The sequence below is a fragment of the Pectobacterium sp. A5351 genome, assembly GCF_028335745.1.
Taxonomy (GTDB): Bacteria; Pseudomonadota; Gammaproteobacteria; order Enterobacterales; family Enterobacteriaceae; genus Pectobacterium.
This window is the reverse complement of sequence record NZ_CP116477.1, coordinates 2,100,411-2,112,193: the sequence shown is the minus strand read 5'-3', so window position 1 is coordinate 2,112,193 and position 11,783 is coordinate 2,100,411. Positions and strand designations below refer to the sequence as shown.

Below are 11,783 nucleotides of genomic sequence, written 5' to 3'. Positions count from 1 at the left end.
TTGGGAATGGGATAAATTATGAAACTACAACAGCTTCGTTATATTGTTGAAGTTGTTAATCACAACCTGAATGTGTCTTCTACCGCAGAAGGGTTGTACACCTCCCAGCCGGGGATCAGTAAACAGGTCCGCATGCTGGAGGATGAGTTGGGCATTCAGATTTTTGCCCGTAGTGGAAAACACCTGACACAGGTGACGCCAGCCGGACAGGAAGTCATCCGCATTGCACGTGAAGTGTTATCGAAAGTCGATGCCATCAAAGCGGTTGCCGGAGAGCATACCTATCCCGATAAAGGGTCGCTGTATGTGGCGACCACACACACGCAGGCGCGCTATGCGCTGCCAGGCGTCATCAAAGGTTTTATCGATCGCTATCCTCGCGTATCGCTGCATATGCATCAGGGCTCGCCGACGCAGATTGCTGAGGCCGTTGCGAAAGGGTCTGCTGATTTTGCTATTGCGACCGAAGCGCTCCACCTGTACGACGATCTGATCATGCTGCCGTGCTACCACTGGAATCGCGCGGTGGTGGTAAAACCCGATCACCCGCTGGCCTCCAAAACCGACATCTCCATTGAAGAATTGGCCGCTTATCCCATCGTTACCTATACCTTTGGTTTTACGGGGCGTTCCGAGCTGGATACCGCGTTTAACCGTGCGGGGCTGACGCCGCGTATCGTCTTTACCGCCACGGATGCCGATGTGATTAAAACCTACGTGCGTTTAGGGCTGGGGGTGGGGGTGATTGCTAATATGGCGGTCGATCCGCAAACGGAAACCGATCTGGTGACCATCAACGCGAACAGTATTTTCAGCTACAGTACAACGAAAATCGGCTTCCGACGCAGCACGTTCCTGCGTAGCTACATGTACGATTTCATCCAGCGTTTTGCGCCGCATTTAACGCGTGATGTCGTCGATACTGCCGTTGCGCTGCGTTCAAATGATGAAATAGAAGCGATGTTCAAGGACGTCACGCTACCAGTGAAGTAAACGTCATTCAGGACGTGTCACCAACGTAGAAAAGCCAGACAGTGTCTGGCTTTTTATCATTCAAACGCTTTGCTCCTCATGCCCCATACATCGGCGTGAGGGGTTCAGACTGGCTATCAGGCGGATGCTGCTGTCGTGGTGGCGTCCGCAGGTGCATCGGTGGCGACATCCTGCGTCATACGCGTCAGTTTCGGTGCGGTCAGCAGCATCAGAACGGCTATGACGCCTGTCACGATGCCAATCTGCATGAAGACATTGCTGTAAACCTCAAGGGATACGTGCGGGTCTACAACGTTCTCAGGCACGGCCATCATGTTAGCGACATAGCCTGCGATAATCGCTGCACTCGCTGATGTCAGGAACCAGGCACCCATGATGAAGCCCATCAGGCGCTGTGGCACCAGTTGAGCGACCATCGCCAGACCCAGACCGGAAATCATTAACTCCCCGATACTTTGCAGGCCATAGCAGAGGATCAGCCAGTTGACGGACACGATACCCTGTTCGTTTGCCATGCTGGCGCCCCACGGCAGCACCAGGAACGCACCGGAACACAGCACCATACCCATCGCAAACTTGTGCGCCATCGGCAGTTGGTCGCCCATTTTGTTATAGACCGCAGCCAGAATCGGACTGGCAACCATAATCCAGAATGGGTTGAGCGCCTGATACTGCTCCGGCTCAAAGGCAAAACCTAGAATGGCGTGCTCAACGTTGCGAATCGCAAAGAAGTTCAGCGAAGTCGGCATCTGGTTGTACAACACAAAGAAGACCACGGCTTCCAGCATCAGCAGCAGCGCGACGATCATTTTCCGACGTTCTGCACCGCTTACCGCCAGCATCTCTTTAATAAAGATGGCAACAACGGCGACTGAAATAATGGTCAGAATCCAACGAGCAACGCCCTGATTGTGCAGCAGCCAGGTGGAAAGTGCGACCAGCACCACGATACCCGCGAGAGTAATGACAAGTTTCTTCAAATTGATCGGTTCGAAATCTGGCTGAGAACCTTGTGTACTGACCCACTTACGGCAGAACATGAAGTTGACCAGTGTCAGGATCATCCCGACCACGCTCAGGGAGAAGGCGACGCTCCAGCCATAGTGTGCGGCCAGTACCGGTGTCGCCAGCATAGAGAAGAAGGAACCGATGTTCACCGACATGTAGTACATGGTGAAGGCACCATCCAGACGTGGATCGTCCTTCGCATAGCAGGTAGACAACAGGGCCGACGGGTTGGCTTTAAACAATCCGTTACCGACGGCAATGGTTGCCATACCGATATAAACCCACGCCACGCTGTGGCCTGAATAGGCAATCATGGTGTAACCGATCGCCAGCACGATAGCACCTAGCACGATCACACGTTTGGTACCGAGGACTTTATCACCCAGCCAGCCGCCAATGGCGACAAAACCGTATACTAGCGCGCTGAACGAGGAGAAGAGGGTGATAGAGTCGGTTTCGGACATGCCCAGCATTTTGACCAAATAAACGGCCATGATGCCCTGTAGGCCGTAGTAACCAAAACGCTCCCACAGCTCAATGCTAAAGATGAGATAAAACGCTTTTGGTTGTTTGAACGCGTTCATGCTGACACTTTCGGTGGATTTGCTGTTGTTGTTTGCTGTTGACACAAAGACCTCTGATTTTACATATCTCGTTTTTTTTAACGAGAAAATAACAAGAGTGAGGCAGTGAAACTGCGACCTCTTTTCATTGTTATGGGGAGGAAAAACGGCGTTATATTGACGTTATTTTACGGACAGGCAAGCTCTTTTACATGTTTTGTTACAAGTGGATTTGATGTCTGGATAAAACTATAAATCAAATGTTATGCAGAGTTTAATTTCATATCTTTCTTTTCCATCAAATTATTATCTCGGTTTGTCGTATTTGTTTTTTCATAAAGGGATATAATCTGCCTTTTGGTTAAAATTAAGGCAATATCATTAACTATGAATGAATATGCGGTTTAATCTTTTGCATATCATTAAATATGCAGTGAGTATAAAAACCCATCAAATGTACACAACAAGATGAATATCGAAATAATCACACCAAGTGACATTCAATCACTAAATTTTCTATTAAAAATAACTTATTAGCCTTAAATAGTGGTTATGTGTGTTTTTATACAGCTTTTTTGATCGGGGATGTATCAGAAAAGGTTGTGAGGATCTGGAGCGTGAGGAATAGGGAGCGCGTAACGCATTCTGTTAGAAAGAAAGCCAGAGATAAGGCAGAGCGTGGAATTATTGGGTTGGCAGTCTGGTGAGTCGGGTTCCACCAGACCCTAATCGATTAGGCGTCGATCTTCTCGCCAAATTCGCACAAATCTTCAATCAGGCAGGAACCACAGCGTGGTTTGCGTGCGATACAGGTGTAACGGCCATGCAGGATTAACCAGTGATGACAGTCGACTTTAAATTCTGCCGGAACGACTTTCAGCAGCTTTTCCTCTACCTGTTCAACATTTTTACCCGGCGCAAAGCCTGTACGGTTGCTGACGCGGAAAATGTGGGTATCAACGGCAATCGTCGGCCAGCCAAACGCGGTGTTCAGGACGACGTTTGCCGTTTTTCGTCCTACGCCGGGTAAGGCTTCCAGCGCCGCACGATCTTCAGGAACCTGTCCTTGATGCTTTTCCAACAGCAAACGGCAGGTCTTGATAACGTTTTCTGCTTTGCTGTTAAACAGACCGATGGTCTTGATGTACTCTTTCACGCCATCTACGCCGAGTTCGAGCAGGGCTTCCGGCGTATTCGCGACGGGATAGAGTTTTGCCGTTGCCTTGTTGACGCTGACATCGGTTGCCTGTGCGGAAAGCAAGACGGCGATGAGTAGCTCAAACGGTGTGCTGAAATTTAACTCCGTTGTGGGATGAGGATTGTTGGCTCGCAACCGCGTTAAGATCTCAATCCGTTTGGCCTTGTTCACAGCGATTCCCCTACGGTGCCAGTTGTCGGTGCCGTTTTCCCTTCGGTAACAGCGGCACGGGCTCGGCGTTGTTTCATTTTCTCATCGATCAAATATTTCGCGGCCAGCAACAGCCCCAGACCAATAAACGCGCCCGGTGGCAACATGGCCAACAGGAACGGGGAATCAAGGTGTACAACCTCGATGCGGAGAACTTTGGCCCAACTGCCCAGCAGCAAATCCGCGCCGTCGAACAGCGTGCCGTTGCCCAGAATTTCACGTAAAGAACCGAGCACCACCAGCGCGCTGGTAGCTCCCAGCCCCATTGCCAGGCCGTCAATCGCAGAAGGGAACACCGCATTCTTGGAAGCGAAGGCTTCAGCACGGCCGATGACGATACAGTTCGTCACGATCAGCGGAATGAAGATGCCCAGAGACTGATATAAACCGTAGGCGTAAGCGTTGATCAACATTTGCACGGTGCTGACCACTGAGGCAATGATCATAACGTAAATGGGAATTCGGATTTCCGCTGGTACCCAGCGACGCAGCGCGGAGACGGCCATGTTGGTACAGGTGAGAACCAGCGTGGTTGCCAGCCCTAATCCCAGCGCGTTAGTCGCGGTTGATGACACAGCCAGCAGGGGGCAAAGACCCAGCAATTGGACCAGTGCCGAGTTGTTCTTCCATAACCCTTCAACGAAAAGTGCTTTGGTTTGACTCATTGGGTCTCTCCACAGGCGGACAGCGTGTTGATTTGTGACGGCAGCGTTTGCAGGTAAAGGGCGCTGCGTTTTACGCTATTAATGACGGCGCGTGGCGTAATGGTGGCTCCGGTGAATTGATCAAACATTCCGCCTTCTTTCTTCACTGCCCAGCGAGCATCCTGTTCACTCTGTACTGTTTGTCCGCTGAAGCGGGTGATCCAGTCAGAAATGCGTACTTCGATTTTGTCACCCAGCCCCGGCGTTTCATGGTGCTCGGTGACGCGGACACCAAGTACCTTGCCATGAAAGTCGGCACCGATCAGCAACCTAATGGCACCAGAATAGCCATCCGGCGCGGTACTTTCCAGTGCGGCGGCGACGGGCTCCCCGTTCTGACGAGCGATAAACACGCGATGCGGCGCTGACGATCCTAATGCTGGGTTAGTGACAACGTAACACTCCTTCTGAATGTCACTATTGTATAACTCGGCGGGCACCACCTGATCCAACAGCATTTTTTGTTGCAGCATCGCCTGATGCGAGATTGTGGGTTCCGTCAGCATGTTCACCACGGCAGTGACGGCGGTAGTGAACGCGGCAAACAGGGCCAGTGTTGTCGCGTGGCGACGCATTGTGGTTATCATGGTCGTCTCCTCAGCGATGGTGGCCGTAAGCGCGCGGCTTGGTGTAATAGTCGATCAGCGGCACGGTGATGTTTGCGAGCAGAACGGCAAACGCGACGCCATCTGGGTAGCCACCGTAGGTACGAATCAGCCAGACCAGTAATCCAATCAGCGCGCCGAAAATCAGACGACCCCGATTTGTGGTTGACGCGGTAACAGGATCGGTCGCAATGAAAAATGCGCCGAGCATGGTGGCCCCAGACAGCAGGTGTAGCATCGGTGGCGCGAATTTCTCCGGCGCGATGATCCAGCTTAGCGAGGCGCAGAACATCAGCGACAGCAGGAAACTGACCGGAATATGCCAGCGAATGGTGCCACGCATCAACAAAAACAGTCCACCGATGAGAAAACCGATATTCACCCACTGCCAACCAATACCGGACAGCGATTGGGCAAACATCGGCTGTTGCAGAATGTCTTGTGGCGTTTGGCCGGCGCGCAGGCTAGTTTTAAACGTATCCAGCGGGGTGGCTTGGCTGATGCCATCAACGTTGTGCATCAATTGCTGCATGGTGTGTCCATCAGGCGTGTGTCCGGTAAAGATGATGACGAGCGCATCATGGAAACCGACGGAAATGGTTTGCAGCGGCACAGGTGGTAGCCAGCTCGTCATCTGAACCGGGAAAGAGATCAGCAGTACCACATAGCCAATCATCGCGGGATTAAAGGGGTTTTGTCCCAGCCCGCCATACAGCTGTTTGGCGATAATAATGGCGAAGACGGTTGCCATGACTACCATCCACCAGGGGGCAAGCGGCGGCAGGCTGATGCCGAGCAGCACGGCAGTCAATAGTGCGGAATTATCAGCCAGCGTCGTACGCACGGCGAATTTTCTGAGTGACAGTGTCACACCTTCCGCGATGAGCGCAGTGGCCGACGCCAATCCGACCTGAATTAGGTTGCCGTAGCCAAAGAAATAGACCTGCACCAGTATGCCCGGGAGGCAGGCCAGAATAACCAACAGCATGATACGCTGTGTGCGTTGCTGGTTATGTGTAAACGGGGAACTCGCAATTCTAAAAGCCATTTATTCCTCTTGATATGACGATGCCTGCGCGGCTTTACGGGCTTTAACGCGAGCGATAGCGGCGGCCACGGCTGCCTTGCGTGGATCTTCTGGCTCTTGCGTTTCAACGACTGTGACAGGCTCGTCAGCGACGTCAGGAGCAACGGATGAAGCGGGTGTTTCAGCATTTGTCGTGGTCTGCTGTGCAGCCTTGCGGGCTTTAACGCGAGCGATGGCCGCAGCCACGGCAGCCTTGCGTGGATCGTCCGGCTCTTGTACTTCCGCGACGGCGAGGGGTTCTGTCACCACATCAGTGGGGGCTGATAAAACCGGATCTTCAGTGTTTGTTGCGGACTGCTGGGCAGCCTTACGCGCTTTAACGCGTGCCAGAGCGGCGGCCACGGCGGCTTTGCGCGGATCGTCAGGTTCGGTAGCAGGAACATCGACTGCTGGCGTTTCCTGCTGGGTCTGTTTTTCACGTGCCTGTTCTTCACGTGCTAAAGCTTTGCGGGCAGCGCGCGCGGCGATGGCGGCACTGTTATCCGGCTCTGCATCAGGGATGACCTCGATGGGTGAACCGATCTCAGTTGCTGCGGTTTGCTTGCGGCGTACGCGTTCCAGAGCTGCCTGAACGGCATCTTTATCGCTGGCGGAGGCGCCAGCCGCTGCTTGCTTATGGCGCAGTTCGCGCGCGGCTTTTTCCCGTTCCAGACGCGCCTGTTTAGCATCAAAGCGCACTTTAGCCTGCGCGGCACGCTGTGCGTCTTCGTCGATTGCCCGAATCTCGGCCTTTTCCTGACGGTAGTACTGTACCAGCGGAATATTGCTGGGGCAGACGTAAGCACAGGCACCGCATTCGATGCAGTCAAACAAATGGTGATTGCGAGCTTTCTCGTGTTCCTGCCCACGGCTGAACCAGTAAAGCTGCTGTGGCAAGAGCCCTGCCGGACAAGCGTCGGCACATTGGCTACAGCGAATGCAGGATTGCTCTTCGGCAACCGGTTCCATTTCCGCATGCGACGGCGCGAGCAGGCAGTTGCTGATTTTGACGATCGGCACATCCAGTGACGGCAGGGTAAAGCCCATCAGCGGACCGCCCATCACCACCATCGGTTGCTTATTGACGTGGAAGCCACCCTGTTTGAGCAGGTGGCGTACTGGCGTCCCCAGCCGCGCCCACACGTTACCAGGCTGACGCAAGGCTTCACCGGTTAGCGTCACCACGCGCTCAGTGAGCGGTTCGCCGTCGATCACGGCACGTTTGATGGCGAAGGCCGTCCCGACGTTCTGCATTAACACGCCAATCGCGGCGGAGTGTTTCCCGAACGGGACCTCTTTGCCGGTCAGAATTTTGGTGAGCTGCTTGGCACCGCCTGATGGATACTTGGTTGGGATAACGCGCAGCTGCATATCGCTGCGTTTACCCAAGGCCAACCGCAGGGCGGCAATCGCTTCCGGTTTGTTGTCTTCGATCCCAATCAGAATACGTTTCGGCTGCAACAGAAATGACAGAATCTCGACGCCCTGAATAATCTCCTCGGCGCACTCCTGCATGAGTCGATCGTCGGCGGTGATATAGGGTTCACACTCTGCGCCGTTGATGATCAGAGTTTCAATTCCGCGCATTCCGCCTTGTAACTTGGCCGCGGTAGGGAACCCTGCGCCGCCCAGTCCCGCGATGCCTGCCTGATGCAGGTGGGCAAGTAAGGTATCGGTGCTCTGTGCACGATAATCCGTCAAGGTCTGGCGCTCGCACCAGCGATCGTCGCCATCCGGCACGATGATGATGCTGAGTTCTGACAAGCCAGAAGGATGCGCCGTGGTGTGTTGGCGGATCGCATTCACCGTGCCTGACGTTGGTGCGTGAACGGGCAACGTGCGGCCTCTTCCTCGCGTCAGCGGCTGGCCGCGCAGAACTTTATCGCCGACGCTGACGCAGATCTCGCCTTCTGGCCCAAGATGTTGCTTGAGAGGAATAATGAATTGTTCTGGCAGCGGAATATGACGCAGCGGCGTCCGGCTGGACTGCGTCTTCATTTCAGGCGGATGAATGCCTCCGTCGAAATCCCAGATCCTGTCTTTTCTAAAAGCGGAAAACAGCTTAAGCATGGCGTTCTACTTGAATAACGCGTACTGGAATCGTATCGAGATCCCATTTCCAGTTAGCGGGAGTCGGAGCGATAGGACGTAATTCGATACAGTCCGTCGGGCAAGGGGAGACGCAGAGATCGCAGCCAGTGCATAAATCGCTCACGACGGTGTGTACCGCTTTGGTACTGCCGATGATGGCATCAACCGGGCAGGCCTGAATGCACTTGGTGCAGCCGATACAGTTGCTTTCGTCGATCCAGGCAACGTGGCGTGCAGGTGCTTGAACGTCGGCATCGCCCTCCAGCGGCTGTGGATCGACGTTGAGCTTTTCAGCCAGCTTCAACATCATTGCTTCGCCGCCGGGGCCGCATTTATTAATATTTTCTCCATTCAGCGCGACGGCTTCGGCGTAAGGTCGACAGCCAGGGTAGCCGCACTGGCCGCACTGGCTTTGTGGCAGCATGGCTTCCACTTCTTCCACGATCGGATCGTTTTCGACTTCAAACCGACGGGAGGCGTAGCCGAGCACCAGACCGAATGCCAGCGCGAGTGCGCTTAATGCCGCAATGGCAATCCAGATTGCGGTCATCAGAATTTCACCAGTCCGGTAAAGCCCATAAACGCCAGCGACATGAGGCCGGCGGTGATCAGCGCGATAGACGAACCCCGGAACGGCGCAGGAATATCCGACACGGCGAGGCGCTCGCGAATGGCGGCGAAGAGCACCATCACCAGCGAGAAGCCCGCCGCGCCGCCGAAACCATAAATCGTCGATTGCAGGAAGCCGTGCGACAGATTGATATTAAGCAGAACAACGCCAAGTACAGCGCAGTTGGTGGTAATCAGCGGCAGGAAAATCCCCAGCAGACGATACAGCTCAGGGCTGACTTTACGCACGAACATCTCGGAGAACTGCACCACCACGGCGAGCACCAGAATAAAGGCCATGGTGCGCAAATAGAGAATATCGAGCGGAACGAGAATAAACTCGTTGACTAGCCAGGAGAACATGGAGCCAACGGTCATCACGAACGTGGTCGCCATGCCCATGCCAATCGCCGTCTCCAGCTTTTTGGACACGCCCATAAAGGGGCACAGCCCAAGAAACTTCACTAAGACGAAATTATTTACCAGAAGGATGCTAACAAAGAGCAATGCGTATTCGGTCATTACGGTGCCTACAAAACAAAACCGGACTATTATCAGGCATTGTCGGGTTTTCGACAACATACCCAAAGTAGGGTTATCGACGTCCCCTGCAAGGGGCGAAAGAGTAACGTCTCTTAAATAGAGAAACGCCGGGCTGTCAGACCGTCACGCAAGGCGCGTTCTGAGCAATAGCCCGGAAGGAAATTATTGCATAATTATTCTTTTTATCGCTGATAACACTTTATGGTTACAGGACGTGATGCCAGACGGATTTTGGCACGCAGCCGATATCAAATAAACGCCCGCCGGATGCCAGTTCAGCCCGCCGATGATCCGCAGCACGATACATGTTGATGATTTCCTGACTATCTGTCAGAGAATAATTGAGATGATCAAAGAGTTTTTCCAGACTTTCTATTGAGCTGACTTTTCTGAATTTGAACAAATAGTCATGAACGGTCATGGTGATTGGTCTAATAGTTATGTGGTTGAGATGACTAAGTATATGCAAGCGAGGAAGCCTGTCTAGAGGGCGATGTAATAAAGTACGCTTATTTTTCAACAACAAACAAATGAAAATGAAAAATAACGGATTGACAGAAAATACGACGGCATTTAAGGCAACGCCGGACGACAGAACGATGGTGAATCAGAGAGTGGAATGATGGGTGACGATAACGGGGCAGATTGTGTGGGAATCTGCCCCTGATATTTGCGTCTAGCGGCTACACAGTTTGTAGTACACCTCGTTCCAACGCAGAGCATCTTTGAATTCGTGGAGTCGGGTTTCGTTGTTGATCACCAGCAGTTCAATGTTCTGCATTTCGGCGTAGAGTCGCATGTGTTCGAGATCCAGCGCCTGACTAAAGACGGTATGGTGTGCACCGCCAGCCAAAATCCAGGCCTCCGCCGCCACGTCCAGCGATGGCTGCGCTTTCCAGATGGCGCGAGCAACCGGCAATGTCGGCAGTGGGTGCGGCTGTTCGATCGTATCGACCAGATTTACCAGCATTCTGAAACGGTCGCCCATGTCGATCACGCTGGCGTTGAGTGATGGGCCTGCTGGCGTGGAGAAAATCAGGCGGGCAGGGTCAGCTTTTCCGCCAATGCCAAGGTATTGGGCATCCAGAATCGGCTTCTGTTCCTTCGCAATGGTGGGGCAGACTTCCAGCATGTGGGAGCCGACGACCAGATCGTTACCGTTCTGGAAGTTATAGGTGTAGTCCTCCATGAAGGACGTACCGCCTGACAAACCACTTGCCATCACTTTCATAATGCGCAGCAGCGCGGCGGTTTTCCAGTCACCTTCGCCACCGAACCCATAGCCCTGTTGCATCAGACGCTGTACCGCCAGCCCCGGTAGCTGCTTCAAACCGTACAGGTTTTCAAAATCGGTGGTGAACGCGTGATAGCCGCCTTGTTCCAGAAAACGCGTCATCCCGAGTTCGATTTGTGCCGCATCCAGCAGATTCTGGCGATTAGCGCCGTTGAGCTTCACCGCATCGGTTAACTGGTAGCTGGCTTCGTATTCGTCGACCAACGCATCGATCTCGCCTTTTGATACCGCATCAACCACGGCGGTTAAATCACCCAGTCCCCAGGCGCTGACTGAATAACCGAACTGGATCTGCGCACCGACTTTATCGCCTTCGGTGACGGCCACCTCACGCATGTTGTCGCCAAAGCGTGCGACCTTCAGCTGTTTGCTTTCCTGAATGGCAGCAGCAACCCGCATCCATTTCCCGATACGGACATGGGCGTTTTTATCCTGCCAGTGGCCGACGATAACCTGATGCGCCTGCCGCATCCGGGCGCCGATGAAGCCAAATTCGCGTCCGCCGTGTGCGGTCTGGTTCAGGTTCATAAAATCCATGTCCATGGTGTCCCACGGCACTTCGGCATTGAACTGGGTGTGGAATTGCAGCAGGGGTTTACTGAGTACGCTCAGGCCGCCAATCCACATTTTGGCTGGGGAGAACGTATGTAGCCAGGTCAGCAGGCCAATACAGTTATCTTGATAGTTGGCATCGCGACACAGCGCCAGAATTTCGTCTGGTGTTTTCACTAGCGGCTTCAGCACCAGCTTAACCGGCAGATTAGCCTGTTGATTTAACCCAGCGACGACCTTTTCCGCGTTCTCTTTTACCTGACGTAACGTTTCCGGTCCGTAGAGGTGCTGGCTACCGATGACGAACCAGACTTCAAGCTGCTTAAAATGATCCATGATGACTCCTG

The 11,783-nt window shown here is 53.4% G+C and carries 11 protein-coding genes; 1 reads left to right on the top strand and 10 read right to left on the bottom strand.

Annotation, left to right across the window (positions count from 1 at the left end; all coding sequences use genetic code 11):
* The first annotated feature begins 18 nt into the window (after positions 1-18).
* Positions 19-993, top strand: coding sequence for an HTH-type transcriptional regulator CysB (gene cysB, locus O1Q74_RS10015; RefSeq protein WP_271878554.1), 975 nt, complete (start codon positions 19-21; stop codon positions 991-993).
* Between the two features lie 116 nt (positions 994-1,109).
* Here the strand turns inward: cysB and dtpA are convergent, their stop codons facing one another.
* The 10 genes from dtpA to araA form a co-directional block, all read right to left on the bottom strand.
* Complete coding sequence (gene dtpA, locus O1Q74_RS10010; protein ID WP_271878551.1) at positions 1,110-2,630, bottom strand: dipeptide/tripeptide permease DtpA; 1,521 nt, start codon at positions 2,628-2,630, stop codon at positions 1,110-1,112.
* Between the two features lie 667 nt (positions 2,631-3,297).
* Positions 3,298-3,933, bottom strand: coding sequence for an endonuclease III (gene nth / locus O1Q74_RS10005; protein WP_180741027.1), 636 nt, complete (start codon positions 3,931-3,933; stop codon positions 3,298-3,300).
* Positions 3,930-4,637, bottom strand: coding sequence for an electron transport complex subunit E (locus tag O1Q74_RS10000; protein ID WP_271878549.1), 708 nt, complete (start codon positions 4,635-4,637; stop codon positions 3,930-3,932). The genes nth and O1Q74_RS10000 overlap by 4 nt, the downstream gene beginning before the upstream one ends.
* Entirely contained in the window at positions 4,634-5,263 is a 630-nt protein-coding gene (gene rsxG / locus O1Q74_RS09995) for an electron transport complex subunit RsxG (RefSeq protein ID WP_271878547.1), read from the bottom strand. Before rsxG ends, O1Q74_RS10000 begins: the two co-directional genes overlap by 4 nt.
* Positions 5,264-5,273: 10 nt before the next feature.
* Positions 5,274-6,329: an electron transport complex subunit RsxD gene (rsxD, locus tag O1Q74_RS09990; RefSeq protein WP_271878544.1), complete on the bottom strand. Its 1,056-nt coding sequence runs from the start codon at positions 6,327-6,329 to the stop codon at positions 5,274-5,276.
* Positions 6,330-8,417, bottom strand: coding sequence for an electron transport complex subunit RsxC (rsxC, locus tag O1Q74_RS09985; RefSeq protein WP_271878541.1), 2,088 nt, complete (start codon positions 8,415-8,417; stop codon positions 6,330-6,332).
* Positions 8,410-8,988 (bottom strand): electron transport complex subunit RsxB, encoded by a 579-nt coding sequence (gene rsxB, locus O1Q74_RS09980; protein ID WP_225088071.1) that lies wholly within the window; start codon positions 8,986-8,988, stop codon positions 8,410-8,412. Before rsxB ends, rsxC begins: the two co-directional genes overlap by 8 nt.
* Entirely contained in the window at positions 8,988-9,569 is a 582-nt protein-coding gene (rsxA, locus tag O1Q74_RS09975; protein ID WP_010296121.1) for an electron transport complex subunit RsxA, read from the bottom strand. The genes rsxB and rsxA overlap by 1 nt, the downstream gene beginning before the upstream one ends.
* 226 nt (positions 9,570-9,795) lie before the next feature.
* Positions 9,796-10,011: a transcription modulator YdgT gene (ydgT, locus tag O1Q74_RS09970; RefSeq protein ID WP_271878532.1), complete on the bottom strand. Its 216-nt coding sequence runs from the start codon at positions 10,009-10,011 to the stop codon at positions 9,796-9,798.
* Positions 10,012-10,266: 255 nt separating this feature from the next.
* Complete coding sequence (gene araA / locus O1Q74_RS09965; protein ID WP_271878529.1) at positions 10,267-11,772, bottom strand: L-arabinose isomerase; 1,506 nt, start codon at positions 11,770-11,772, stop codon at positions 10,267-10,269.
* Positions 11,773-11,783 lie beyond the last annotated feature (11 nt).

Excerpts from the sequence above, each read along its gene's own strand:
- cysB (WP_271878554.1), top strand. The coding sequence starts at position 19 with ATGAAACTACAACAGCTTCGTTATATTGTTGAAGTTGTTAATCACAAC.
- O1Q74_RS10000 (WP_271878549.1), bottom strand. The coding sequence starts at position 4,637 with ATGAGTCAAACCAAAGCACTTTTCGTTGAAGGGTTATGGAAGAACAAC.
- rsxG (WP_271878547.1), bottom strand. The coding sequence starts at position 5,263 with ATGATAACCACAATGCGTCGCCACGCGACAACACTGGCCCTGTTTGCC.
- rsxD (WP_271878544.1), bottom strand. The coding sequence starts at position 6,329 with ATGGCTTTTAGAATTGCGAGTTCCCCGTTTACACATAACCAGCAACGC.
- rsxC (WP_271878541.1), bottom strand. The coding sequence starts at position 8,417 with ATGCTTAAGCTGTTTTCCGCTTTTAGAAAAGACAGGATCTGGGATTTC.
- rsxB (WP_225088071.1), bottom strand. The coding sequence starts at position 8,988 with ATGACCGCAATCTGGATTGCCATTGCGGCATTAAGCGCACTCGCGCTG.
- rsxA (WP_010296121.1), bottom strand. The coding sequence starts at position 9,569 with ATGACCGAATACGCATTGCTCTTTGTTAGCATCCTTCTGGTAAATAAT.
- ydgT (WP_271878532.1), bottom strand. The coding sequence starts at position 10,011 with ATGACCGTTCATGACTATTTGTTCAAATTCAGAAAAGTCAGCTCAATA.
- araA (WP_271878529.1), bottom strand. The coding sequence starts at position 11,772 with ATGGATCATTTTAAGCAGCTTGAAGTCTGGTTCGTCATCGGTAGCCAG.